General features: G+C 38.0%; 24 protein-coding genes. 22 read left to right on the plus strand and 2 right to left on the minus strand.

The window, feature by feature from the left end; all coding sequences use genetic code 11:
* Positions 1 to 2: 2 nt before the first annotated feature.
* From P8F77_RS06265 to P8F77_RS06275, 3 genes are all read left to right on the plus strand, one after another.
* Positions 3 to 548, plus strand: a complete 546-nt coding sequence (locus P8F77_RS06265) for a hypothetical protein (protein WP_129701551.1) — start codon at positions 3 to 5, stop codon at positions 546 to 548.
* Positions 549 to 1,089: 541 nt separating this feature from the next.
* Positions 1,090 to 1,710 carry a hypothetical protein gene (locus tag P8F77_RS06270; RefSeq protein WP_129701553.1) on the plus strand — a complete coding sequence of 207 codons (621 nt, stop codon included), beginning with the start codon at positions 1,090 to 1,092 and terminating at the stop codon, positions 1,708 to 1,710.
* Positions 1,707 to 4,466, plus strand: coding sequence for an isopeptide-forming domain-containing fimbrial protein (locus P8F77_RS06275; RefSeq protein WP_347256412.1), 2,760 nt, complete (start codon positions 1,707 to 1,709; stop codon positions 4,464 to 4,466). Before P8F77_RS06270 ends, P8F77_RS06275 begins: the two co-directional genes overlap by 4 nt.
* A 486-nt stretch (positions 4,467 to 4,952) precedes the next feature.
* Here P8F77_RS06275 and P8F77_RS06280 read toward each other — a convergent pair whose 3' ends face one another.
* Positions 4,953 to 5,048, minus strand: coding sequence for a putative holin-like toxin (locus P8F77_RS06280; protein WP_233441568.1), 96 nt, complete (start codon positions 5,046 to 5,048; stop codon positions 4,953 to 4,955).
* Between the two features lie 522 nt (positions 5,049 to 5,570).
* Here P8F77_RS06280 and P8F77_RS06285 point away from each other — a divergent pair.
* The 11 genes from P8F77_RS06285 (at position 5,571) to P8F77_RS06335 (ending at position 14,558) form a co-directional block, all read left to right on the plus strand.
* Positions 5,571 to 5,885 (plus strand): DUF2442 domain-containing protein, encoded by a 315-nt coding sequence (locus P8F77_RS06285; RefSeq protein ID WP_129701557.1) that lies wholly within the window; start codon positions 5,571 to 5,573, stop codon positions 5,883 to 5,885.
* Complete coding sequence (locus P8F77_RS06290; protein ID WP_129701559.1) at positions 5,875 to 6,051, plus strand: helix-turn-helix transcriptional regulator; 177 nt, start codon at positions 5,875 to 5,877, stop codon at positions 6,049 to 6,051. The genes P8F77_RS06285 and P8F77_RS06290 overlap by 11 nt, the downstream gene beginning before the upstream one ends.
* A gap of 259 nt (positions 6,052 to 6,310) precedes the next feature.
* On the plus strand, positions 6,311 to 7,132 hold the full coding sequence (locus P8F77_RS06295) for a Fic family protein (RefSeq protein ID WP_129701561.1): 822 nt from the start codon (positions 6,311 to 6,313) through the stop codon (positions 7,130 to 7,132).
* A gap of 220 nt (positions 7,133 to 7,352) precedes the next feature.
* A complete protein-coding gene (locus tag P8F77_RS06300; protein ID WP_129701563.1) occupies positions 7,353 to 9,506 on the plus strand; it encodes an ATP-binding protein in 2,154 nt (717 codons plus the stop codon).
* Positions 9,507 to 9,571: 65 nt separating this feature from the next.
* Positions 9,572 to 10,810: a DNA adenine methylase gene (locus P8F77_RS06305; RefSeq protein ID WP_129701565.1), complete on the plus strand. Its 1,239-nt coding sequence runs from the start codon at positions 9,572 to 9,574 to the stop codon at positions 10,808 to 10,810.
* Entirely contained in the window at positions 10,807 to 11,838 is a 1,032-nt protein-coding gene (locus P8F77_RS06310) for a HipA domain-containing protein (protein WP_129701567.1), read from the plus strand. The genes P8F77_RS06305 and P8F77_RS06310 overlap by 4 nt, the downstream gene beginning before the upstream one ends.
* A 429-nt stretch (positions 11,839 to 12,267) precedes the next feature.
* On the plus strand, positions 12,268 to 12,423 hold the full coding sequence (locus P8F77_RS06315) for a hypothetical protein (RefSeq protein ID WP_165353855.1): 156 nt from the start codon (positions 12,268 to 12,270) through the stop codon (positions 12,421 to 12,423).
* A gap of 111 nt (positions 12,424 to 12,534) precedes the next feature.
* Positions 12,535 to 12,855 carry a hypothetical protein gene (locus tag P8F77_RS06320; RefSeq protein WP_347256413.1) on the plus strand — a complete coding sequence of 107 codons (321 nt, stop codon included), beginning with the start codon at positions 12,535 to 12,537 and terminating at the stop codon, positions 12,853 to 12,855.
* A 224-nt stretch (positions 12,856 to 13,079) separates the two neighbouring features.
* Complete coding sequence (locus P8F77_RS06325; protein ID WP_287519506.1) at positions 13,080 to 13,496, plus strand: type III toxin-antitoxin system ToxN/AbiQ family toxin; 417 nt, start codon at positions 13,080 to 13,082, stop codon at positions 13,494 to 13,496.
* Entirely contained in the window at positions 13,493 to 13,813 is a 321-nt protein-coding gene (locus P8F77_RS06330; protein WP_347256414.1) for a hypothetical protein, read from the plus strand. Before P8F77_RS06325 ends, P8F77_RS06330 begins: the two co-directional genes overlap by 4 nt.
* A 139-nt stretch (positions 13,814 to 13,952) precedes the next feature.
* On the plus strand, positions 13,953 to 14,558 hold the full coding sequence (locus P8F77_RS06335; protein WP_129701573.1) for a recombinase family protein: 606 nt from the start codon (positions 13,953 to 13,955) through the stop codon (positions 14,556 to 14,558).
* Between the two features lie 49 nt (positions 14,559 to 14,607).
* Here P8F77_RS06335 and P8F77_RS06340 read toward each other — a convergent pair whose 3' ends face one another.
* A complete protein-coding gene (locus P8F77_RS06340; protein ID WP_129701575.1) occupies positions 14,608 to 15,228 on the minus strand; it encodes a hypothetical protein in 621 nt (206 codons plus the stop codon).
* A 726-nt stretch (positions 15,229 to 15,954) separates the two neighbouring features.
* Here P8F77_RS06340 and P8F77_RS06345 point away from each other — a divergent pair.
* The 8 genes from P8F77_RS06345 to yihA all read left to right on the plus strand — a co-directional run bounded on the left by P8F77_RS06345 (position 15,955) and on the right by yihA (position 24,912).
* The gene (locus tag P8F77_RS06345; protein ID WP_287519502.1) at positions 15,955 to 17,448 is read left to right on the plus strand and encodes a recombinase family protein; all 1,494 of its coding nucleotides are present in this window, start codon (positions 15,955 to 15,957) and stop codon (positions 17,446 to 17,448) included.
* 116 nt (positions 17,449 to 17,564) lie between these two features.
* Positions 17,565 to 17,714 (plus strand): hypothetical protein, encoded by a 150-nt coding sequence (locus tag P8F77_RS06350; RefSeq protein WP_347256415.1) that lies wholly within the window; start codon positions 17,565 to 17,567, stop codon positions 17,712 to 17,714.
* Between the two features lie 85 nt (positions 17,715 to 17,799).
* Positions 17,800 to 19,443 carry a hypothetical protein gene (locus P8F77_RS06355; RefSeq protein WP_034549632.1) on the plus strand — a complete coding sequence of 548 codons (1,644 nt, stop codon included), beginning with the start codon at positions 17,800 to 17,802 and terminating at the stop codon, positions 19,441 to 19,443.
* A gap of 203 nt (positions 19,444 to 19,646) precedes the next feature.
* Entirely contained in the window at positions 19,647 to 21,767 is a 2,121-nt protein-coding gene (locus tag P8F77_RS06360) for a glutamine synthetase III (RefSeq protein ID WP_024728059.1), read from the plus strand.
* A gap of 145 nt (positions 21,768 to 21,912) precedes the next feature.
* Positions 21,913 to 22,683, plus strand: a complete 771-nt coding sequence (locus tag P8F77_RS06365) for a polysaccharide deacetylase family protein (protein ID WP_156340610.1) — start codon at positions 21,913 to 21,915, stop codon at positions 22,681 to 22,683.
* 100 nt (positions 22,684 to 22,783) lie between these two features.
* Positions 22,784 to 23,344 carry a manganese efflux pump MntP family protein gene (locus tag P8F77_RS06370; protein ID WP_287519499.1) on the plus strand — a complete coding sequence of 187 codons (561 nt, stop codon included), beginning with the start codon at positions 22,784 to 22,786 and terminating at the stop codon, positions 23,342 to 23,344.
* Between the two features lie 16 nt (positions 23,345 to 23,360).
* Positions 23,361 to 24,296, plus strand: coding sequence for a calcium/sodium antiporter (locus P8F77_RS06375; protein WP_270432136.1), 936 nt, complete (start codon positions 23,361 to 23,363; stop codon positions 24,294 to 24,296).
* A 10-nt stretch (positions 24,297 to 24,306) separates the two neighbouring features.
* Positions 24,307 to 24,912 (plus strand): ribosome biogenesis GTP-binding protein YihA/YsxC, encoded by a 606-nt coding sequence (gene yihA, locus P8F77_RS06380; protein WP_287519496.1) that lies wholly within the window; start codon positions 24,307 to 24,309, stop codon positions 24,910 to 24,912.
* Positions 24,913 to 24,939 lie beyond the last annotated feature (27 nt).

Below are 24,939 nucleotides of genomic sequence, written 5' to 3' on the forward strand. Positions count from 1 at the left end.
GTATGAAAAGAAAAAAGTATTGGGCGGCTCTTCTAGTATTGGCATCTATTCTACTCGTGGCCGGTACCTCAGCTGTTTTTCTTTCGTTGTCAGAAAAGAAGAATGAGATCACAGTTGGATCTAATGAGATAGAGATTGTGGAGGATTTTAAGCTTCCGGATCATATCAAATATGGAGAAGAGACAACGTTTCAAAAAAAAGTCCAGATCAAGAACAATGGAACGGCAAAAGTTTTTGTTAGAGCAAGCATCAGGTATTCTAATAATTTTATGAGTCCGTATGTAACTCTTAGTAAACCAGAAGGTGCATGGAGCTATATTCCAGAGGAACAGGGGCAGGAACTTGGAGGCTATTATTATTTTACAGATCCTCTGCCTGCAGGAACGGTAACACCAGATCTGCTTAAGTCCGTTGTTATTTCTGCGGATGCTCCACAGTCAGCCTATAAAGATTTTGATTTGATTGTATATGCAGAATCCATTCAAACGACATATGCAGATTATAAGGAAGCCTGGAGAGATTATCTGCAGAAAGGGGAAGATAAATGAGGGTAAGAAAAAGGCTGCTTTTTTTGAGCATATTTGGATTGTTGTTTATCTCTGGATCCGCAGCATCCTTTACGGATCAAATGTAGATACAAAATCACATCAAAACAGGAAAAGTAAAAATATCCTTACATATACAAAGAAAAGAGCAGAATGATGTTCTCCCAGGAGAGGAGATATCAGTCATTCCGGAAATTCAAAATCAAGGGATCAACTGCTATATTCGAGCCAAAATCTATTTCACAGATAAAGATGGCACAAGGCGGGTTTGTCCGCCAAAATACATTCAGGGGCTTAAAACAAATCAATGGAAAAAGATCAAAGATGTTTATTATTACCAATCCATCTTAAAAGAGAATGAAACAACAACACTTTTTCAATCTTTTCTGATCCCAGACCAGTGGGCAAATGAGTATGTAAGACAAGGCGTAGAGCTGGAAGTTCAAGCAGAGGCAATTCAAAGCAAGCATTTTACTCCAGATTTCACATCAAAGGACCCATGGGGAAATGCAGAGATTGAGGCAAATGTGAAGGAGAAAATAAATTGAAAAAGAGACTATGGTTATTTATCATCTTCCTTTTAGTCGGACGTATTCAGGTGACTGCAGCTGAACCAAAGATTATATACGATCAAACAGCAAGAGGACTGGTTACAACAAGCAGTGATTTTTTTCAGGGCTTTGATGAGATGATTCCCGGTGATTTTTGCTCCGGTACCGCTGTTATCGAAAATAAAAATAGTCAACCGGCAGAGCTGTATTTTTATACAAAACATTCGGAAGACGAGATCTTAAAATTTATTGAATTAAAGATTGATTTAGTGAAAGAACATGAAACAAAAAGCATCTATGAGGGAAACTTAGATGCAGATTTAAAGGAGCCGATTTCTCTTGGAAAGTATCAAAAAGGAGAAACGGCAAATCTTATTTTTACTCTGCAGATGGATTCTAAAGCAAAAAATCAGGTGGCAGATCAGACATCTCATGTAACTTGGGGATTCGGCGCAAAGTTGGATGGAAACTCCAAAGGTACAGCTGCTAAAAAACATCAAGTATCTGTAAATAAGATTGTTCAGACTGGAGATAAAGCATTCTGGCTATGGCAGATCCTTTTCATCAGCCTATGCAGCATTGGAATTTTGAAATTATTACGGAGGGAGAAATGAAAAAAAGGAAAATCATCATGATTTTGTGTTTGGTGATGTTAAGTCAGATGGGGATATCAGTGGCAGCAATCAGTGGATATGTCACAGAAGATAACATGCCAACCACGAAAGAAATTTCAGGCCTAAATAAATATGATTATGACAACGGCCGGGCCAGTTCTGCTTCCGGAGCCGGAGTGGAATATTCACTAAGTATAAAGAACAAACTTTCCTCAGCACCAGTGATTGAGAAAGGGACACAATCCAATGTGCCGGTTCTTCAAAAAAAGGATGGGAAAAACGATTATACGAATACAAGCAAAAAAACAAAAGCCTTTTTAATAAGTAACCATGCAGCAAATGGGATTGTGCTGCGTTATAAAAACATAGGAATTTATGGATATGGAGCAAGCGCAGTAAAACTGGATGTTCGGCTTACGGTGACCGGCTGGGTAAAGCAAAAGGAAATACGATCTGGATGGAATCCATGTTTTCAGGCAGATGCGCCAAATACAACTGGACTTGAAAACTCCAGCCGGGGCAGTACCTGTAATATGGGCTGGCTGATCCGGGGATTAAACCAGATCAAGCTAAAATATGAGTTCTTGAAAGCAGGAACGAATACCTTGGTTAATGTAAAAGGGGTAGTATCAGAAGAAGATATTGATGCTCATCAATTTTTGGGCGTAGAATCTTCCAAGGTTAATAAAATCTGGATTGGGAAAAATGGATGTGATTTAGCCTGTGAAGAGTCAGGAGGTTACAAAACATTCTATGAAACAAAGAACATAAATTCCTCACCAGGGACTGCCGCAGGAAATAAGCACATGTTTAGCTATACATTTTCAGGAAGTTCTATCCAGAAAATATTTGGAGTCGTAGATGAAAAATCTGTATATGAAGGATTCAGCTGGGGAGACAAAAGTGTCCATACAACCCTGCCAACGGCGACTCCGCAAAAGACAATCACCGATACAGACGAAACAAATGTAAGTTTGAATAACGTTAAGTCACGAAATGAAACATGGACCTACAATATCAATCAGGCCATACCGCTTGAGAAAGTCAGCCATAACTTCTATCAAAGTTTCCGACTGGAAGACCAAGTTGATTCCTGCCTCAGTATTCAGGCTATTAAAGTCATCGAAGGGTATTCAGGCCAGGACGTTACAAGTGATTTTACGATTGCCCAAAGTAACAATAAGGTGACTGCAACAGCAAAAAATGTAAAGACAGAAGATTTTTATAGTAAGAATTATATTTTAAGAATCACAGTGAAACTAAATACAGGGATTGCAGAAGCAACGGTAAGAAACCATGGACACTATGTTCAAGAATCTGGGGGATCTTATTTACGTTTTTATGATACTGGGAAATCAGTGATTACGGCTCCTGAGAAAACAGTGGATGCTAATACGGCCCAAGTAACAACGAGGATCCATGTACCCAAAGTGGAGTTAAAGAAAACAACCACCTTATTTGAACAGCAGGTGGGGGAAAAGATTCATTATACAGTGACAGCAAAAAATATTTCTACTGACGCAGAGATGTCAAATATAGTTCTGCAGGATACTTTGCCGGAAGGAATGGAATTAGATTTGGAATCCTTGCAGGTATCGGGGATCAGCGGCTCTAATTATACAATGTCTAAAAATCAAAGAAAGTGGGTTCTAACAGCATTGGGAACTTATACGCAGCCAGCCAATCATACGATTACTATTACATATACCGCAACTCCACAAAAAGAACTTAACGGAAAGATGGTCTTAAATGAGGTCTCAGAGAAAGGTTTTTTTGTTCCTGAGACAAAAGCCAGCAAAGAAACTTATATCAACAGTCCAAAGTTAGGGGTTCAAAAGCAAGTATCAAATGAAAGACCTGAAATTGGAGAGACGCTGACCTATACAATACGGATTCAGAATAAAAATCCTGGGACATTTATGAGAGCGGTGGAACTTTCAGATGAGATGGATGCTGATGGACTTGAACTACAAAAAGAAACTATAAAAATATTGGCAGGAGATACCGACATCACAAAGAAATGTAACATCCAATTCTATGATAAAATGTTCCATATCCAAACACCATATGCAGTCAAAAAAGATGTAATTCCCTGCGTCAGCAAGGAAGGATACCAGCTGGATTTTACTGATCAGATGACAGTGACATATCAGGCAAAGGTAAAACTGGCAGATCCAAGAGGTGAAGTTTTAAAGAATCAAGTTAGTGTTCCGTCTACAAATAAAGTAAAAGAGGATACGGAAATTCCTTCTGGCGGAGGCCAGGCGAAAAAAGATGTTTCAGTAAAACCATTTGATGTGAAACTCGGTTTAGAAAAAAGAATCAAAAAGGATTCCATTAATCTGAGCCATGGAGATCCAACATTTTTGTTCAACATCAGAGGGAAGGACTGGAAAGATCAATGGAGAAGCTATCACGCCTCTATTACATTTACAAAAGATGAAATAGAAAAAGCAACGCCAGATAAAAGTGGATATATTACATTATCAACAATCATTGATCAGATTGTGCCCGGAGATCATTATATCATTACTGAGGAACCGGTCATTCGATATCAACTGACTGATGTTTCCTCAGAGGATGAAAATGTATCAATTCAAAAAGATGCTGCCAGTTTGGATGCTACCGTAAAGCTAGACGAACATAGACTGACCGCAAAGGTAACGATGACGAATGATAAATTTAAAGAAAATCGTTTCTCACATACAAAGTTGAAGATCAATCATATACCAATAGAAAGACTTTTTATTGATTAAAGATTTTAGAAAATGCAGCTTCCATAACTTCGGTTCATATGAACCGAAGTTACGGAAGTTCTTTTTTTTATGCTGAAATCTTATCTGAAGGTGATAATTATAAAAGAAAATAGTGAAAAAGAGAGGTGTAGAAAGGGAAGGGTAGGGGATACTTTGTATTGGGAAGATTGTGATACAAGACAAAAAAGAAAGCTAAAATGTCTGCAAATACGCATAAAATCAAGGGTTTCCTGACTTCTGTTCATATGAACCAAAGTTGATTGCGCAGGAATTTAAGACGAATTCAGCATACAGTTTCTGGACTTTAACTAGGAAAATCAAGAACAATACATTTTACTTATCAGAGCTGGGATCAACAAAATCTTCCTTTACTTTCAAAAAAAAAGTGCTATAATGAAAATAGAAGTAGGAGTAATCGCCCACAAAGTGGTTAGCCTCGTTAAGGTTTAAAAACTACCCTGACTCGCCAAAGTCACAGGGTAGTTTTTATTTACGCTTGTTATTCCTATCTATATAGGCAAGCAGTGCAATGAGAAAAGTACCGCCTAAAAATAAAAGGCTAAGAACTTCATATGTATTCATCCGCACCACCTCCCCTCTTTTGTAAGCTGGGAGGCCACCACCCTGTACACGATTACTCCATAGAAAAATGATACCATAGCAAGGATGAGAATACAATGATGTAGTGCAATCAATATAGGAGCCGGAAGATACTGATTTAGAACCATGGGACAACTTATACCTCAGTGGAATATAAGTTGTCCAACTCCAGTGTTTATGCAGCGTTGGGACATATAGATTGATAAATGAAATTCCCTTTTGGGAGTTTTATTTTTTGCCCTAAAAAAGAGGGATTGGGAAACTTCCCAAAATTAAAAAGGGGATTGGGGGGCACCCCAACAAGCTATTCGTATTACGAATAGGAAGCTTGCTAAAAGACAGAAGAATAGCATTCATGAGCAAAAGCTTAAAGCTCATAGGTGGGGGTTATTGAAAAAAACATCATTGTATAAAAAACGTCGATTTTTGAAACTCGATAGGTTGAGAATAAATTGACGACCACGTATTTGCGTGGTACAATATAAAATATAGGAGGAAGAATCTATGGAATATTTACCAGGAATAGAACAAGTTATTCCAATATGGAATTATAAGGTCTATGTTTACATGGATGATAATACGGTTCGACTCTATGATGCTGCTCCGTTGATTCAAAAAGGCGGGATTTTCAAAAAGCTGCAGGACAAAAGTTTTTTTATGGAGCGTTGTACGATCATGAACGATACATTAGCTTGGGATTTATCAGGCAAGCTTGATCCGGAAGATTGTATAGATATTTGTCCCGATACTATTCGGGAATGTGAAATTGTCGAAGATGTAGAAGCTCTGGAAAAGGAGTTGTTTTCAGTTGAAGCTTAGAGAGATAAGAGAAGAAAGAAAGTTGTCAAGGCCAGCATTGTCAAAATTATCTGGTATTCCAGTCAGGACGATTGAAGATTTAGAGAAAAGAGATGATGGACGGGTCTCTACAATAAAAAAGATTGCGGAAGCTTTGGAGATTTCTTTAGATGAGTTGTGTAGATAATAGCTTTTGTGGAGTCAAAAATTTGATTCCACGAAAGTGAAAACAAAGGATATGGGCATGGCAAAAGAAGAATAAAAGAATGCTTATAACCTTGAAAAAGCTGATAAATACGTGGTTTGAGGGACTTCTGTTCATATGAATAGAAGTTTAGAGCATAGAGTTAAATTGATGCAATAATATTTTAGATGAAGCTATTATGTTATTTAAATAAGAATGATTATGTTTATTTTATGATATAATGGCTGTAGGAGCTGATAAAATGAAAAAGACATATCAAACAATTATACAGGGATGGAAATCAATTCGATCTGTAGAAGAACTGGACTGTCAATTAGATAATTTTAAAATTCTATTTGCTTATCATAGTGGGAAAATAGAGAATGAAAATATCACTTATCATAATACAAGGGAAATCTTTGAGAATGGAAAAGTTATTAACTATACTGGAGATGTCAGAACGATTTTTGAAATAGAAAATCAAAAGACGTGCTATGAATTCTTGAAAGAGAAAATTGTAAAAAAGCAGCCATTGACGGTAGATCTTATCAAAGAAATTCATAATATTCTTATGAGAGGATGTTATGATGAACGGCGTTATCATAGGGGAGAACGTCCAGGAAAGTTTAAACAGCATGACTATGTAGTAGGAGATAATATCGGTGTTCCGGCAGAAGATGTGGAAGAGGAAATTCATTTCATTTGTGAAGAAATTCAGGAAGATGGAATTGATCCATTGACAGCGGCAGCATACCTGCACTTGAATTTTGAGAGTATCCATCCTTTTGCGGATGGGAATGGAAGAGTTGGCAGAACGATCATGAACTATTATTTGATGATACATGACTGCCCTCCAACGATCATCTATGAAGATGACAAGGAAGCTTACTATATGGCATTGGCGATTTTTGATAAGACCGAGGAAATCAAGCCTTTTCAAACCTTCCTTCAGAAAGAATTGGAACGTACCTGGAGCAGTCCGGAAAGGACAAAATGCAGAAGTTTAAAAGAGGCAATGAATTTAACGCAAATCACCTTAGAACAGAATGGGCACGTTTTGGAGGAGGGAGAATTAGAACTCTAAAAACCATATAAATATATCTTTTTATTCAACTTATGTTTCATCGGAACATAAGTTGTTTTTTTTGTAGAATCATTATATGAATTATCTTTTACATTTGAAATTTATTTTAAAAGAAGATTTCTTGAGTATTAAAAAGTAAAGTGGTATTATCTGACAAAATATGATAAAATTTTAATAATGTTGGATTTATTAATGGGGGCTTAGGAAGAAAGGAAATTTTATGGAAGAGGCAAATATCCGTGTAGCAGGTAATATTCTCAGTGAATTGTCAGAAAAAATACCTACTAATCTAGTAGCAATCAATGAATTAATTAAAAATGCTTATGATGCAATGGCAGACAACTTGTTAATTGATTTTAATAGTGAAAACAAAACATTAATTTTTGAGGATGATGGGGATGGGATGAGCATAGAGGGGATTAATGCACTCTTCCATATATCCAGAAGCACGAAAGTATATGGACAAAAAATCAATGATCGATTTATTCAAGGATCAAAAGGTTTGGGATTCTTATCTGTTTTTCGATTCGGTAATCATGTTCAATGGGAAACTAAAAGCAAGAATGAGACTGGATACTCTTTTAAAATAGATTTTTCTGATTTAAAGAAATGTGAGGATGTAGCAACATATCCAGTTATACTTACAGAATTAAAAGAAGAAAGAAAAGGAACTAAGATTACTATCTTACTAAAAGATGAAATTATTAATAGTCTAAAAGAAGAACTCGTAACAAAAAATTTATATGAGAAAATCAAAAGATCATTTAACGATAATAAAATGAAAATCAAATTGAGAATTGATGAAAATAGCAGAGAATATAATCAGGTAGAAACAATAGATGATTATTTTCCTTCAAGGAGAATGTTCCGTATTAAATATAATTCAGAAGATAAAAAGATTAATTATTATGTTGAAGAAAATTTTTATGCGTCACAAGAATTTGAATTAATTAGTGATAGATATAAAATCTCTGTTGACCTAATGAGTTTTTTCTTTGTTGGAAGAAAGCCAAAGGAGGAGCATGGATTATATTACAAAGAACAAGATAAACTGACCCCATTAATTTATATCAATCATAATTTATTCAATAATTATACTCTTTTTGATCCAGATACTTTACGAAGTAATAAAGGTGCAGAAATTCTTGCACAGATAATAGGAGATATAAATATTATTTGTGGCAGTGAAGAGTTGGAATTTAACTCTGATCGGACTAATTTTGTTCAAAATTCTTTAACAGATATGATAAAGAAGGATTTAGAAGAATTAAATAAGGCAATTCAAAAAAATGGAATAAAATGTAGAAATGAATTAAGAGAATCTGATTATCTAGTAAAAAAGGAAATTACAGAAGAAGAACTAAAAGAATTAAATTATGAATATAAAAAGTTGATTAGAGAAGATTTTTTGTTTCGAGACATGGTGTTGTGTGATAGAGAACGGAATGAGATTACATATTCTCTCTTCAGGATTGATAAAAAAATCAATATACTTGGAAAGAGAAGAAAAATGAATAGGCCTGAACAAAAAGGGAAGCAACCACCCAAAGGTAAAGAAAAGCCAAGATTAGTACCGGCCAAAATTGAATTAACCTCCAAATATGAAAGAATCCATGCGAATGGAGAACAAATATTCCTAAAAAAATATATTAAAAGTGCAAGCAATAATTATGGAGAGAGTATTGCCATTGATGCTATAAAAATCAGTATTAATGGAGTAGAAAATGATACTGGAATATTGCCAAGTATTACAGAAGAGAAAATAGTTAAAATTTGTTTTTTTTATGAAGATGAAAAAACTCAGTATGTGAGTCAGGAATTAATCCTTGAATTTTATACTCCTAAATCAAGAATAGAAGGATCAAAAAAATATAAAGAAGAATTCTTAACGCTACCAACACCACAAGAATACAAATTAGGAATGGGATTAACCATTAGTAATCTTATTTATGAATTAAATTTATTAGATACACTAGACAGGACTACAAAATTTACCTCAATAAAAGCATGCTGTCTTAGAGTTCTTTTTGAATTGTCTTCATATTATTTTATACAAAATGCAAAAGGATTTGATAAATTAGCCAGTAAAATAAGACTTAAACAAGTACCTGAACAAGTCAAAGATATTGTAGAATGCTTAAGCAGTCCTAAAAATATGACAGAAATTGATAATAAAACTAGAATTGGATTTAAAACTCTTAAAAATGTATTGGACAAAGAAAAATTTTACGATGCAGTTATAACATCTAATCTGGGAGCTCATAAATCGACTGAATATTTAACGGAAAAGGATATGGATGATATTGCAAGTAAGGCTGCTCTTTTTATAGTAATTGTAAATGAGGCTATAAATAATAACAAAATCCATGAATAAATCCTGGAAATTTATTGATAAGTTTGATATATTAAAGATAGAAACATGAAGGGGGTAGGCAAAACATGATAAACAATATTGCGTATAAAGATTATAGAAAAAAAGATGATATCCATGGAACCATTGTTTATCCAGCGCCGATGATAGCACCAGTACAAAAATCTATTTTAGAAGAGTTAATAGATAAAGATAAAGGGCAAACTATCTTTGACCCATTTCATGGATCAGGAACGGCATTATATGAGAGTCTTCAGTTGTCTGATCAGATAAAAGTGGTTGGATGTGACATTAACCCTTTAGCGAATTTGATAACAAGAGTAAAGCTGGATGGAATAGAAGAAAATAGTATTGAGTCAGATATAAAAAATTTAGAGAGAGAAATTCAATACGGGAGTAAAGACGGTAAGTTTAGTTTTCCACGAATGGAAAAGTGGTTTCGTCAAGATGTAATTGATGATTTAAAGATTTTAAGAAGTGCAATTCAGAAAAGCTATAACGTAAAAAATAGGAGATACTTCTGGTATAATATGGCTGGAATTGTGAGGAAGTATTGCAATTCAAGGACATCGACATATAAGTTACATATTAAGGATGAAGTTTCCATTGAGCGGTTACAAAATCAAGTGATAAAAGATTTCTTATCTGCAGTAACGAAAAACAAAATGTATTTTACTTGCCATGCGAATGATTATGAGCTGTACAAAATGGATGTTTTAGAACTTCTAAAAAGTACCCATAGCAACTTATATGATATAACGATTACTTCACCACCCTATGGAGATAATAAAACAACAGTACCATATGGGGAATATTCAATGCTGCCAATTTATTGGATTGATGCACAAGATCTCGAATTAGAAGGGTGGGAACTGGAGAACTATTCTATTATTGATATCAAAAGTATGGGGGGACATGGTCTTCAAGAATATAAGTTTTCTGAAAAGGAAACTAATTTATTAAAACCATATTTAAGTAAAATTACAGATAGGAAAAAAGAAAAGGTTCTAAATTTTTTTGGGGAGTATTTCTCGTTTTTAAGAGAGATTTGTAGAGTAACGAATAAATATATTGTTATGACCTTAGGAAATCGAAAAGTTGATGGAATCAAAATAAATTTAACGGAAATCACAATTAAGATGTTGGAGACATATGGTTTCAGGAACTTTCAAGTTTTACAGAGAGAAATTCCCAAAAAAAGAACCCCTAAAAGAACTTCTAGAGTGAATAACCAGGCTGTTACGTCAATGACCTATGAATATGTAATTATCCATGAATATTTGGATGAGAAGGAAAATAAAGAATGATTGAGATAAAAGATTTAAATAAATATGAGCGTGATCTTTCTACTTACTATGGGGGAAGAAGTGGATCCAAATATGCAATTATGATTAATGGAGAGCGATGGATGATAAAATTCCCAGAGAATACGAAGGATTTTAAGGGAAGAGAAAAAAATAATGTCCATCTTCCATCTTATACAGCCAGTCCATTAAGTGAATATATTGGTTCTCAGATATACCAATCATTAGGAATACCTGTTCATGAGACAATGTTAGGGATAAGAGATAACAAATTAGTGGTTGCATGTAAAGATTTTGATCCTTTGCATAGGTTGGTAGAATATGGACAAATAAAAAACTCTCTGACAGACATGGAGGTAGAGCTGGTGCACAGTTCATCAGGCGAGCAAGGAGAGGCATTAATAGATGTGCTGAATGTTATTAACACAGCCCCGGCTTTCCAAGAAACTCCTGGGGTTAAAGAACGATTTTGGGATATGTTCATCGTAGATGCGTTCATTCGTAATAATGACCGGAATAATGGAAACTGGGGAATTTTTATTAATGCAGATGGATCAGGGAAATTGGCGCCTGTTTACGACAATGGAAACTGCTTGTTTAATAAACGCAATCCCTCTGTGGCAGAAAGACGGATCGCAAATGAAAGAGATATTTATCAGGATGCCCTGGGTACTGGCGTTTCTTTTTTTACAGATAGAAATGATAAAAACATTCATCCGTTTCAGTATATAGAAAGTTCAGAGAATCCCGACTGTACAGATGCATTATTAAGGTTTGTAGAGCACTTGGATGTAAATACGATTGATAAGATTGTCGAAGAGATTCCTGAGAATTTTCAAGATATACAGATCATCACGGCGGTACAAAAAGAACATTATAAAGCGGTATTTCATATGATGCTAGACAAAAGCCTTTTTCCTACTGCAGAAAAGTTTCAAAGAAAGAGGGAGAAGTACGATCAGTTGAATGATAAGAAGTTAGAAAATGTAGAATTGAATGCTTTAATACAGGATGAAGAACTAGAACTGTAAAGGATAAGAAACGAAAAAAGATTATAAAAAGTGTTGAATCCTTTATAAATACTAAGGTTGAGCAACTTGTGTTCATTTGAACATAAGTTGCTTTTCTTTTGAAATTGATGAAAGCAAAGACTTTGAAATAGTAGGATTTCATGAATAATTCTTTCAAAATAGAATGGTAACGTTTTAACTGTTTTATGGAGGAAAGAAATGAATAAGGAACAAAAGAAATATGGGTACATTAGGGTATCCAGCAAGGAAGTGCTGAATATCGCATAAACACTGGGGTTAAGCGACTTATGTTCCAGTGGAACATAAGTTGCATTGAAGACATCAATAAGTCCAAAAATTTCAGAAATGCTTACATAGCGTTCAGAGGAGGTTATCAAGGAGAAAATTTCAGAACAGGAGGCACAGAAAGAGCCCGAAAGTCTAGAGGAGGTGACAGAAGAAGTCAGTGAAACGATCAAAGAACCGGAAGTTCAAGAAAAAATCATAACTGACCAGACCATAGACAAAGCGCAGGAACTTGTGGATGTGGACCAGCAAGCAACAGAAAAACAGGCAGTGGAGCCGCAGAAAGAAGGAGAGCCATAGAAAGAAACAGAACCATCAGAACCCAAAGAAGTTCAATATCATGAAAATTCTGAATTGAATGAGGCTATGAAAAATTATGTGCTATACCGGGAAGAAAGCGGACACCCATTGATGAAATCACAAATAAGCGCAACATTAGCACATGTAGCCTTTTTAGATCCGGATATCCATCGACAAGCAGAAATGTTAAATCAAACAGTTGTGAATGGAGGGAAGAGTATTTATCCTATCAAGGAACAGAACCAAGGGAAAGCATTTGCTCCACAAAGAACTAATTATAATAAACCATCCTCAAAGCCAAATCAATTTCATAATTTTAATGAAAGAGATTATGATTTGGATAAGCTAGAGAAAGAATTACTGGAAAAGCAGTGGGAACCGGCAGAACTATCCGGTGCTCAGAAAGAACCTGCAATAGATTTAGAACCATAGATTGCAGGTACAAAAAATTGTATTATTATGTGGAGAATCTTATTATATAGTGTTAGGAATAGAGCTATTGACATTAATAATATTTATGATAAAATAAATATACAAAAAGAGTTTTTCATAAGTAGTATGAAATATTCTAAAAAGCGGTGTACCCTACCAGTAAGTGGGAATGAAAAATATAGGGCTGGTCAATAAACCAGTCCTATTTTTCATGGAGGAAATGTATGAAACGACTAAAACTTTATCGAATGGATCCTACATATAATGAGTATCTAAGAGAAGTTGATAAAAAAGTACCTTATATAAAAAACGAAAAAGAAAATCGTCCGTTTGTCGGAATTGTTCTCTCAATAGGGCAAGTGAATTATTATGCGCCTTTAACTTCTCCAAAAGTAAAACATCAAAAGATGAAAAATCAAATTGACTTTATTAAAATTATGCAGGGAGAATTAGGTGCAATTAATTTAAATAATATGGTACCGGCAGATGCAGAAATTCTATATGAGATAAACATAGAAGCTTTATCGGAAGAGACAAAAGCTGAAAAAGATTATAAAAATCTGTTAAAAAATCAAATTAGTTGGTGCAATGCAAATCGCGAAATAATTTATCATAAAGCGTTCAAATTATACATAAGATGATTCAAAATAATGTGCCTGAAGCTTTAAAGAAACGGTGCTGTGATTTCAAAAAGCTCGAAGCTGTCTATATAGAGTTTACTAATTCCCTAAATATAAATGTTGCGGCAACACTTGAAACAGAAGTTGTGATAGAGAATTCTAAAGAAACAGAGAGTGAGCTGGACTTGGAATCGTTGAAGACAAAACCAGGAGAAGAGAAGGATAAGGTAAAGGCCGGGCATTTTCTGACACAAAAAAAAGATGTTCTGCAGAAACAGCCGCCGGATCTTATGAAAAAACGGAATATGGACCTAGAAGATATGGAGCTAGAACCCTAAAACAACTTATGTTCCACTGGAACATAAGTTGTTTTTCTTTTGAAATTGATGAAAGCAAAGACTTTGAAATAGTAGGATTTCATGAATAATTCTTTCAAAATAGAATGGTAACGTTTTAACTATTCTATGGAGGTAAGGAATGAAGAAGGGACAAAAGAAATATGGATATGTTAGGGTATCCAGCCAGGATCAAAATGAAGCAAGACAAGTGATAGCATTGATGGATGTAGGAATTTTAAAGAGTGAAATCTACATAGAGAAGTCTTCTGGAAAAAATTTTGATCGAAAGGAATACAAAAAACTGCTACGGAGATTAAATGAAAACGCTATTTTGTTTGTAAAGTCAATTGATCGTCTGGGGAGAAATTATGAGGAAATAATAGAACAATGGCGTATCATCACAAAGGTCAAAAGAGCAGATATCGTAGTGTTAGATATGCCGCTTCTGGATACAAGAAGAGAAAAAAACCTAATGGGGACTTTTATAGCGGATATTGTATTGCAGATTTTATCTTATGTGGCGCAGACAGAACGGGAAAATATAAAGCAACGACAGGCAGAAGGTATTGCGGCAGCGAAAGCACGAGGAGTAAGGTTTGGAAGACCAGAGAGATCTTTGCCAGATAATTTCAATCAAGTAGTTTCTATGTGGACTAGAAAGGAAGTTAGCATAAAAGAAGCAGCAAAGCTATGTAATATGCCAAAATCGACTTTTTATGATAAAGCAAGAGAGTTAAGAAATTAGAGAATACACTAAGAAGACCAACTTACCTAATATAAGTTGGTCTTCTTAACTATTTGCGATAAGATAATACTTTTCCGGTTTTGGCATCAAATTTAACATAATAATGTTTATCTAAATCCAGGTCACCGCCGTTTGGGCTGGATTCATAATAAATGGTTAAAATGCCCTTTTTATAAGTTGTGCCATAGGCATCACCGAAACCAAGATATTTTATATTGGTATGCCATTTGGTACGTCCTTTTTTGTCTAATTTATAAACATCGTCGTAAAAATATCCAGTAAGATATAAATTATATTTGGAATCAAAAGCAAAGGAATGTCCGCCAGCAATTTTGATTTTTGTCTGGCGTATTTTTTTGCCGGAGGATAACTTAAAAACTTTTAGTTTTCTTCTGTCGAAAAGATATACATATTTTCCTTTTCTCTTATATGTAACTGAATCTACCTGTGCAGGTATATATGTGCTGGATTTATGTGACCAGACTTTTTTGTTTTTCTTTGTATAACCAGTGAGTACCAAATAATATTTACCTTTTTTTGTGTGTTTATACCGTGCCTTGACTTTAGTAGCTTTAGCTTTAGGTGAAGCTTCTGTTGGATTTTGTTGAAGCAGAATGGAAGATCCAATACCTAATAAAACTAATGTAACGATAATTCTAATTTTTTTCATACTTACTCCTCCCCAGTCGTAATAAAAACATGAGTCCGAAAATGCGTACTTTTTCGGACTTGTTATTTATATATATAATACACTAAAATCACCAGAAAATCAATACATTTACCGCAATTTATAAAAGTACACTTTTTTGGATTATATTGTTTTTGTACGTTGGCAATTGAATAGTTGTATCTGGTACAAACCCCAACGAAGCGAGCGGACATTTATTTTCGCCGTGACCTGTCGAGAGATAGCAGCGATAAAAAATAGATGTAAATCAGAAATGGTAATTCTGATGCGAAGACCTAGCCAGGAGTGGTGAAGAGTTGAGGATAATGATACTTCTGCATAGTTGCTTTCCCTGCCGGGAAAGGAGCGGCGATCTGTGTAAGAGCAGACGACGGATAGAGTGCAGTTCACCCATAAGAATGGGGAAATCCACAGAAATGTGAGATATGAAGTCCTTACCAGACTTGTCAGAGATAACATTTACTTTTTATTTATATCAGTGAGCATAAACCATTGTGTTTGATGATATACATAGAAGAGAAACAAAAAGGAGGGAAGTACAATGACCAATATGCCGTTAAAAGTTCATAATGTTTTCCCTAAGTACAAGACCAAGGAAGAAAGAAACCAAAAATTACAACAAGCTTATCTGAGTTCCGTGAGACAAATTTATCACATGAAAAGTAATTCCAGATTATCTCTAAAAATAAAGTGATGGAGTGATAACGTATGGATGCGATTTATGCAAGACAGTCCATTGACAAAAAGGATAGTATTTCAATAGAAACTCAGATTAATTTCTGTAAGAGAGAATCGACATCACCAGATGGATATAAAATATTCAGAGATAAGGGATTCAGCGGAAAGAACATGAAACGTCCTGATTTTCAAAGAATGCTGACAGAAATCAGGAGTGGGATAATTAAAAGAGTTATTGTTTATAAAATGGACCGATTCAGTCGGTCTATTTTAGATTTTTCAGAAACATGGAACATCCTACAGGAATTTGGTGTAGAGTTCATTTCAATGAATGAAAAGTTTGATACAACAACACCGATGGGCAGAGCGATGCTCTACATTATTATGGTCTTTGCACAGTTGGAGAGAGAAACTATTTCAGAGCGATGCACAGACAATTACTATGAAAGAATAAAAAATGGTGTTTGGCCGGGAGGACCGGCTCCATTCGGTTTTAAGAATGCAGAAATAATCAACGAAGGATATAGAATGTCAACATTGAATCCAGATAGTGACTTGGAAATTATGATCGACAACTTTCAAGAATATGAGAAAGAAGGGATGTCTTTAGGAAAGTTAGCAAAGAAAAGAACTCAACAAAACTTAAAAACAAACAAGGATATTGTTTGGAATAATATTTCTTTATCAAGACTTTTCCGAAATCCAGTTTATGTTAAAGCAGATATCCTGGTATATATGTATCTAAAGGAAAAGGGATATAGTTTTAGCAATCCGGTAGAGGAATGGGATGGAACAAAAGCAGCTCATGTGGTAGGGAAAAAACAATACATATCAAATGGTAATAGGATTAACACAAAAGCACCAAGACAGACAGTGTCTCTACTAAACATACCTGGAACAATTGATAGTTCTTTATGGCTTGCCTGTAATCGAAAATTGGATCATAATGCACAGATAAAAAACTCTGGAGCAGGGAAACATACATGGCTTACAGGCTTGATCAAATGTGGTCAGTGTGGATATGCACTAAGGATTACCACCTACAAAAATAAAGAAAACAAGATAATGAAATACTTGATGTGTTCAGGACATTCAAATCTGCACTGTTGCGATGTGAAAAAATTTGATTTGCTGGTGGAGGATCTGGAAGAACTGGTTGCTGAAGAATTAAATAAAGCGATAGAAGAAACCAAGGTTGAACAAATTGAGATGACAGATCAGACAATGGATAATGATAAAAAGATACGGCTGGCAGAAATCGAAGAAAAGATTGACCGGCTGATCCAGGCGATCTCAGAGGCTACAAATATTACAATGAAATATTTGAATAAGGAAATCGAAAAATTGGATTCTGAAAAGAAGCAAATTATGGGTAACTTGGAGGGACATGTACAAAAAAGGGATAGAATAAAACCGATTGTTTTTTCTGAATTGGACTTTGAAGGAAAGAAACAGATTGCCCAAAATTATATTAAGAAGATACTTGTTTATAAAGATAAAATGGATATTATATGGAAGGTTTGAAATTTTTTTAATCTGTATGGTCACAGGACAGCCTGGACTGGAAGGACATTTCCAGGCAGGACATCATTGACCGTGTCTGCGATAACAAAAAGCTGGAAAACGGTGCAATCATCCTGATGCACACTGGAACTGTCTACACGAAACAGGCCCTTCCGGTAATCATAAGACGGTTAAAGTCCGAGGGATATACCTTTGTGCCGGTCTCCAAGATGATCCTGACCAAAAACTTTTATATAGACCCGGAGGGCAAACAGCGCAGAAAATAAATTTTTATACCAATTTTATGTGAAATATGATAACATCTAGGTATCGCAGAAACACTGTGAAATACAAGATTAGAAGGTGACTTAGATGATATTTCGGTTTGATATGAACGATCTGAACCGGGTCAAAAATTTTAAAGTCGGTAAGATGAAAAAGAAAACGGCGGCAGTGGGAATCCTCATTGCATTGATTTTAGTGGGACTGTACTATTATGTGGCGCTGCCTGCAATTAATTTTCAGGAGACCGGCATATGGATGGTTCTGATCGCAGTTTTAGGAGTGCTGACGGCGTGGGCCGCATTGAGGGGGATGGGACAGAAGACGAAACTGTTTTCGCTGTTTTCTGCTCTGCTGGTCCTTGTAATTGTCGGTTTTCTTGGAGGGATGATTCTTTCAAGCCAGCTGGTATCCTCTAAAAAATATGCAGGCAGGCTGAAGATAGAAAATAAGAAATTTGAGACAGACATGAAAGAGACGGAAAAGATCACAGATATCGCCCTGATGGACACGGAAGGGGCAAGGATCATCGGCGACCGCGCCATTGGCTCTCTGTCCGATGTGGTCAGCCAGTATGAGGTCAGTGACGACTACACCCAGATTGATTATAACGGGCAGCCGATGAAAGTGGCACCTCTTAATTACGCCAGCTTCATCCGGTATATGACAAACCGCAAAGCAGGGATTCCGGGTTATGTACAGGTAGATCCTATCAGCAATGAGGCAAAGTATGTAAAGCTCAAAAAGCCGATGCAGTATTCTACATCCGCATACTTTTCCAGGAACCTTCAAAGACATCTGAGATTCCAGTATCCCACAGCAATTTTCCAGGGCTACTATTTTGAGATCGACAATAAAGGAAATCCCTATTATATCTGTCCGGTGCTGAAGGCAAACGCAGGATTTTTCGGGGCTAAAGATGTCAAAGGAGCCGTGATCAGTGATCCGGTCACCGGGAAGAGCACATACTATGACGCAAAAAATATTCCGAGATGGGTGGATCATGTATATGACGGCAGGCTGCTCCTCCAAAAATATAATTGGAAAGGACTCCTCTCCAACGGCTATATTAACAGTGTATTCGGCAAGAAGGGCTGTAAGATCGCAACTGACGACTACGGATACAGGGCCATAGACGGAGACATCTGGGCTTATACCGGTGTCACATCCGTAAATGGAGATCAGTCTAATATCGCATTTGTTCTTATGAACATGAGAACTTCCGAATCCAAATACTACACGGTTTCCGGAGCCAATGAGCAGTCGGCCATGAAAGCGGCCGAGGGGCAGGTACAGAACCTCAGGTATTCTGCGGCATTTCCGGCTCTGATCAATGTAAACGGAGAGCCGACGTATGTCATGATTCTGAAGGATAAAGGCGGGCTTGTGAAGATGTTTGCCATGGTCAATGTAAGAAAGTATAACATTGTGGCAACTTCTCCCACTCAAAATGGAGTCCAGAAGGAATATAAGAGACTTCTAAAGGAGCAGGGGATTATCTCTGCCAAAGAAGCTGCCACGGCAGAGTCAATGAAGACAAAGGAGATCACGATCAAAAAGGTTGATTTTATACCGATCGAAGGCAATACTTACGTGTATATCACCGACAAGGAAGGCAATGTCTATAAAGAAGAATTTTCAAAAAATGAAGGTGCGATCAGATGGAATGCCGGGGATAAGATCAAGATTTCCTACGAAGAAGACGAGAGCGGCATTTATCAGATAACACAATAGCTGGCGGCTTTGTATTTGACAAAATACAAAAAAGTACTTGATTTTTAGAAAGAATCATTGTATCTTATACCTAGCGAAGTAATGACAAAGGCGTCAAACGATTCGAGGATTGTTTGGCGTCTATTTTTTTAATCTGTCACAGGTTTCCGGCAGGTTAAATTCTTATAATTTGAAGTCCAAATCAGGAAAGGAAGAAATATCTTATGAGCGAAAAAAGAAGTGTGTCAGAAATGTTCGGATGTAACGTGTTTAACGACAGTGTTATGCGGGAGAGGCTTCCGAAGGCAGTTTACAAAGACCTTAAGAAGACGATCGAAGAGGGAACAGAATTAAACCCTGCCATCGCAGACGTAGTTGCCAACGAGATGAAGGAATGGGCTCTTGAAAAAGGTGCAACCCACTTCACCCACTGGTTCCAGCCGATGACCGGTGTGACGGCGGAGAAGCACGATGCTTTTATCGCTCCGACGGAAAACGGAAAAGTGCTCCTGGAATTTTCCGGAAAGGAGCTGATTAAGGGTGAGCCGGATGCTTCTTCCTTCCCGTCAGGAGGACTGAGGGCAACATTTGAGGCCAGAGGATACACTGCGTGGGACTGTACTTCACCTGCTTTTATTAAAGAGACACCGGATTCTACGATTCTCTGTATCCCTACGGCATTTTGTTCCTATACCGGAGAAGCGCTGGACAAAAAGACTCCTCTTTTGAGATCTATGCAGGCGCTGGATATCCAGGCTACAAGGCTTTTACACCTGCTTGGAAAGAAGAATGTAAAAAATGTCAATACCTCTGTGGGACCGGAACAGGAATACTTCCTTGTAGACAAAGAAAAATATCTGCAGAGAAAAGACCTGATCTTTACAGGACGGACATTGTTCGGGGCAATGCCTCCGAAAGGACAGGAGATGGATGACCACTATTTCGGAATCATCCGTGAGAGGATCGGAAAGTTCATGAAAGAGCTCAATGAGGAGAGCTGGAAACTGGGCATCACAGCAAAGACCCAGCACAATGAGGTGGCTCCTGCCCAGCACGAACTGGCGCCGATCTATGCAAGCAATAATATAGCGACGGACCACAATCAGCTTCTGATGGAAACGATGCGGCGTGTGGCAGAACGCCAGGGATTGAAATGCCTTCTCCACGAAAAGCCGTTCCAGGGAATCAACGGTTCCGGGAAACATAATAACTGGTCCATCGTGACAAATACAGGAAAGAATCTTTTGGAACCGGGCGATACCCCGCATGACAATCAGCAGTTCCTTCTGATTCTGTCAGCCATTATCAAGGCTGTAGATGAGCATGCAGATCTGCTCCGTATGGCCGCATCTACACCTGGAAATGACCACCGCCTGGGAGCCAATGAGGCACCTCCTGCCATCATTTCTATCTTCCTCGGAGAGCAGCTTGAGGACGTGGTAAAACAGCTGGTCACAAGAGGAGAGGCTACCAGATCCAAACACGGGGATAAGCTCGCATCAGGCGTACATACCCTTCCGGACTTTGAAAAAGATGCCACGGACCGTAACAGGACATCCCCGTTTGCGTTTACCGGAAACAAATTTGAGTTCCGCATGGTTGGCTCTACCCAGTCTATCTCTGACCCGAATGTGGTGCTGAATACTATCGTTGCAGATGCACTCTCAGAGGTCTGCGATGAATTGGAGAAGGTAGACGGAGATCTGCAGGATGTGATGATGGAAGCCCATGAGCTGACGAAAAAGATGCTTACAGATCATCAGAGAGTCATATTTAACGGAGACGGATACTCTGAAGCGTGGGTAAAGGAAGCAGAGAGAAGAGGCCTTCCGAACATCAGGTCCATGGTTGAGGCAATTCCGGCTTTGATCACGGAAAAATCAGTCAAGATGTTTGAAAAGTTCGGTGTATTTACGAAGGCAGAGCTGGAATCCCGTGTAGAAATCCTGTTTGAACAGTATGCTCAGACGATCAATATCGAAGCGTTGGCAACGCTGGATATTGCTAAAAAACAGATCGTTCCTGCTGTGATGAAATATCAGAAGACGCTGGCCGATTCAGTCGCTGTTTTAAAGGCTACAGGAATGGATACGGGTGTACAGGAATCCCTGCTCGGCGAAATCACAGAGAATCTGAAGAAATTATACACGGCAATCGGTATTCTGGATAGTGAAACTGTCAAAGCACAGTCCATCGGAGAAGTAAACGAACAGGCACGTTTCTATCACGATGTAGTGTTCGGATGCATGAATGCTGTCCGTGAACCGGCGGATAAGCTTGAAATGCTTGTGGCGAAAGAAGACTGGCCGATGCCAAGCTACGGAGATCTGATCTTTGAAGTTTAAATATTAAAATAAAAATCCCGCGGACGGAATTGGGGACATCTCACACCTCAAACACGTCTGCAGGATTTTTTTAATTATCTATAAAATGCCAGCATAGTTTTTTTGCTTCCTCACATCCTATATTTGAAAGCGAGGGAGCGAGTTTATGAAACGAAAAACCTATTTTGCAGTTGTGTGCGCATTATTTTTTATCGGTTTCATCCTGCGGTATGCGGCGGATCATTCTGACGGACTTTTTATAGCGAGCCAGAAAGAAGGAGAAGGCGGACTGATGGCCGGTAGCAAGATTACAAATAAAAAGGTATATCTGACATTTGATGACGGGCCGTCTGAAAATACTGATGAGATCCTGGATATTCTGAAAAAGAACAAGGTGAAAGCGACGTTCTTCGTAGTGGGAAAGAAGACGGAGAAGGCCAGGAAGCAGTATCAAAGGATCGTACTTGAAGGACATACCCTGGCAATGCATTCTTACAGCCATAACTATGACCAGATTTATTCTTCCGTAGAAGCCTTCGGAAAGGACATCAAGAAGCTGCAGGAGATGCTGTATGAGATAACAGATGTAAAGCCCACCATATACCGTTTTCCGGGTGGAAGCAGTAATTCCTGTGCCGGAGATATCAAACCTTATATTCAGTATATCAACAAAGAAGGGCTTTTATACTTTGACTGGAATGCGTTAAGCGGAGATGCAGTGAATTTTAACCTGAGTCCTGAAAGGCTGAACCAGAATATTTTAGCAGATGTAAAAAAACAAAAGGTCAGCATTGTACTGATGCATGACCTGGCGGAGGCAGAAAACACGGTAAAAAGTTTGGACTCTCTGATCAAGACTTTGAAAAAAGAGGGCTATCAGATTCTGCCGATTACGAAATATACGCAGCAGATACACCATGTGTCCGTTGACAAATAAATGCAGGTAATTTAGAATGAGTATCAAGTGCGGAAAATGGACCGGAGGCGTTGGGCCTCTGGTACATCTGACGTGATAACGTACATAATGAGGTTAAACGATGAACATAATTGAAGTAGTGATGATAGGTGTGGGCCTTTCCATGGATGCGTTCGCTGTCGCGATAGGAAAAGGACTCAATATGGGAAAGATCCGGAAAAATGAAATGTTTTGGATCGCCTTGTTTTTCGGAGGATTCCAGGCTCTGATGCCTGTGGCCGGCTATCTGGCGGGTAAGCAGTTTGCGGGAAAGATCATGCAGATTGACCATTGGATCGCATTTTTTCTTCTGGTGATGATCGGCTTCAATATGGTAAAAGAAGGGATTTTCGATGATGATGAGGAAACCCAGGACTGCGGATTTTCTTTCCGGGAGCTGCTTATTTTGGCGATCGCGACCAGCATCGATGCCCTGGCGGTGGGAGTCACATTTTCGTTTCTGAGCGTCAATCTTTTAGAAGCTGTGACGATCATAGGGAGTGTTACATTTGCCATATCACTGGCAGGAGTTGCCATCGGAAGCAGGTTCGGGGACAAACTGAAAGAAAAAGCGGAGATTATGGGAGGATTGATTTTGATCATCCTAGGATGTAAAATTTTAATACAGCATTTATTTTTTTGAGAAAAGAGGATCACTTATGAATTTATTGCCACACATAGCCTTTTTAGCGGCGGGCTTTATTTTGCTGATGAAGGGCGCGGATTATTTTGTAGAAGGGGCGTCTATGATTGCTGCGAAGTTTGGGATTCCACAGATCGTGATCGGGCTTACGATCGTCGCCTGCGGGACCAGCGCTCCTGAGGCGGCAGTGAGTATTTCGGCAGCATTTAAAGGAAATGTGGGAATCACCGTCGGAAACATTCTTGGAAGCAATATTATGAATATACTGCTGATTCTCGGGCTCACCGCGGTTGTCAGTGCAGTTGCCATCAAAGAGGGAACTGTAAAGGTGGAAATGCCCTTTGTAGTTGTTATCACTGTAGTCCTCACAGCTATGGGAACCGCCGGAGGCAGCCTTTCACGCCTGGACGGAGTGATACTATGGGTGCTGTTTATCGGTTTTTTTGTATATCTGTTTCGGCTGACAAAAAAAGAAGGCATCGAAGAGGAGATAGAAGAAGTGAATGCGTCCTTGCTGAAAATGCTTGTTTTTACGATCGGCGGACTGATTGCCATCGTACTCGGAAGTGATGTGACAGTAGATGCGGCTACTTCGATTGCGAAGGCCCTGAATGTCTCTGACCGGATCATCGGTCTGACGGTTGTGGCGTTCGGCACTTCCCTGCCGGAGCTGGTCACCTCAGTTACCGCGGCATTTAAAGGAAAAGCAGACATTGCAGTGGGAAATATTGTGGGAAGCAATATCTTTAATATCTTGTTTGTCGTAGGGACCGTGGCGGTCATTCATCCGGTTCCGTTTGATACAAGCTTTATCCCGGATGCTCTGGCAGCAATTTTGTCGGCAGCGCTTTTATGGCTTCTGTCTTCAAAAGACCGGAAGCTTGCCAGGGGCGGCGGCCTTTTCATGCTTGTCATATTTGCAGTTTACATGGCACAATTACTCATAAGATAAGGAGAATACCATGATCATTAAATCAGTCAATCTGGAAACAGTCTGCGGGATCACCAGCAAACTTCCGGACAATCAGTTCCCGGAAGTAGCATTTGCAGGCAAGTCCAATGTGGGCAAGTCCTCTCTCATCAACGCATTGATGAACCGGAAATCATATGCAAGGGTTTCCGCTCAGCCGGGAAAAACCCAGACCATTAATTATTATAATATCAATGGAGAGCTGTACTATGTAGATCTGCCCGGATATGGATATGCCAAGGTCACGGAGTCGGTGAAAGAGCAGTGGGGTGCGATGATTGAACGATACCTTCACACGTCAAAGCAGCTGAAGCTGGTGTTCCTTCTCATTGATATCCGGCACAAACCGTCAAAGAATGATGTGATGATGTATGACTGGATCGTACATAACGGCTATTATCCGGTCATTATTGCCACAAAGAGCGACAAGCTCAAACGGAGCCAGCTTCCCAAGCATATAAAGGAGATCCGGCAGGAACTTGGACTGAATAAGGAGACGCCGGTCTTTCCGTTTTCTTCCCTCTCAAAACAGGGAAGAGATGAAATATGGGACTTTATTGAAGAAGTGCTTCTTCCGGAACAGGAAAATCATGTTTAATATTAATGGAATATAAAAAAGACCGGT

It is taken from the genome of Anaerostipes sp. PC18 (assembly GCF_039789045.1).
GTDB classification, from domain to species: Bacteria; Bacillota; Clostridia; order Lachnospirales; family Lachnospiraceae; genus Anaerostipes; species Anaerostipes hominis.

What these genes read in the sequence shown, in the direction of transcription:
- P8F77_RS06265 (WP_129701551.1), top strand. Translation starts at nt 3, where the DNA reads ATGAAAAGAAAAAAGTATTGGGCGGCTCTTCTAGTATTGGCATCTATT.
- P8F77_RS06275 (WP_347256412.1), top strand. Translation starts at nt 1,707, where the DNA reads ATGAAAAAAAGGAAAATCATCATGATTTTGTGTTTGGTGATGTTAAGT.
- P8F77_RS06280 (WP_233441568.1), bottom strand. Translation starts at nt 5,048, where the DNA reads ATGAATACATATGAAGTTCTTAGCCTTTTATTTTTAGGCGGTACTTTT.
- P8F77_RS06285 (WP_129701557.1), top strand. Translation starts at nt 5,571, where the DNA reads ATGGAATATTTACCAGGAATAGAACAAGTTATTCCAATATGGAATTAT.
- P8F77_RS06295 (WP_129701561.1), top strand. Translation starts at nt 6,311, where the DNA reads ATGAAAAAGACATATCAAACAATTATACAGGGATGGAAATCAATTCGA.
- P8F77_RS06300 (WP_129701563.1), top strand. Translation starts at nt 7,353, where the DNA reads ATGGAAGAGGCAAATATCCGTGTAGCAGGTAATATTCTCAGTGAATTG.
- P8F77_RS06305 (WP_129701565.1), top strand. Translation starts at nt 9,572, where the DNA reads ATGATAAACAATATTGCGTATAAAGATTATAGAAAAAAAGATGATATC.
- P8F77_RS06310 (WP_129701567.1), top strand. Translation starts at nt 10,807, where the DNA reads ATGATTGAGATAAAAGATTTAAATAAATATGAGCGTGATCTTTCTACT.
- P8F77_RS06320 (WP_347256413.1), top strand. Translation starts at nt 12,535, where the DNA reads ATGAAATCACAAATAAGCGCAACATTAGCACATGTAGCCTTTTTAGAT.
- P8F77_RS06325 (WP_287519506.1), top strand. Translation starts at nt 13,080, where the DNA reads ATGAAACGACTAAAACTTTATCGAATGGATCCTACATATAATGAGTAT.
- P8F77_RS06330 (WP_347256414.1), top strand. Translation starts at nt 13,493, where the DNA reads ATGATTCAAAATAATGTGCCTGAAGCTTTAAAGAAACGGTGCTGTGAT.
- P8F77_RS06335 (WP_129701573.1), top strand. Translation starts at nt 13,953, where the DNA reads ATGAAGAAGGGACAAAAGAAATATGGATATGTTAGGGTATCCAGCCAG.
- P8F77_RS06340 (WP_129701575.1), bottom strand. Translation starts at nt 15,228, where the DNA reads ATGAAAAAAATTAGAATTATCGTTACATTAGTTTTATTAGGTATTGGA.
- P8F77_RS06345 (WP_287519502.1), top strand. Translation starts at nt 15,955, where the DNA reads ATGGATGCGATTTATGCAAGACAGTCCATTGACAAAAAGGATAGTATT.
- P8F77_RS06350 (WP_347256415.1), top strand. Translation starts at nt 17,565, where the DNA reads ATGCACACTGGAACTGTCTACACGAAACAGGCCCTTCCGGTAATCATA.
- P8F77_RS06355 (WP_034549632.1), top strand. Translation starts at nt 17,800, where the DNA reads ATGATATTTCGGTTTGATATGAACGATCTGAACCGGGTCAAAAATTTT.
- P8F77_RS06360 (WP_024728059.1), top strand. Translation starts at nt 19,647, where the DNA reads ATGAGCGAAAAAAGAAGTGTGTCAGAAATGTTCGGATGTAACGTGTTT.
- P8F77_RS06365 (WP_156340610.1), top strand. Translation starts at nt 21,913, where the DNA reads ATGAAACGAAAAACCTATTTTGCAGTTGTGTGCGCATTATTTTTTATC.
- P8F77_RS06370 (WP_287519499.1), top strand. Translation starts at nt 22,784, where the DNA reads ATGAACATAATTGAAGTAGTGATGATAGGTGTGGGCCTTTCCATGGAT.
- P8F77_RS06375 (WP_270432136.1), top strand. Translation starts at nt 23,361, where the DNA reads ATGAATTTATTGCCACACATAGCCTTTTTAGCGGCGGGCTTTATTTTG.
- yihA (WP_287519496.1), top strand. Translation starts at nt 24,307, where the DNA reads ATGATCATTAAATCAGTCAATCTGGAAACAGTCTGCGGGATCACCAGC.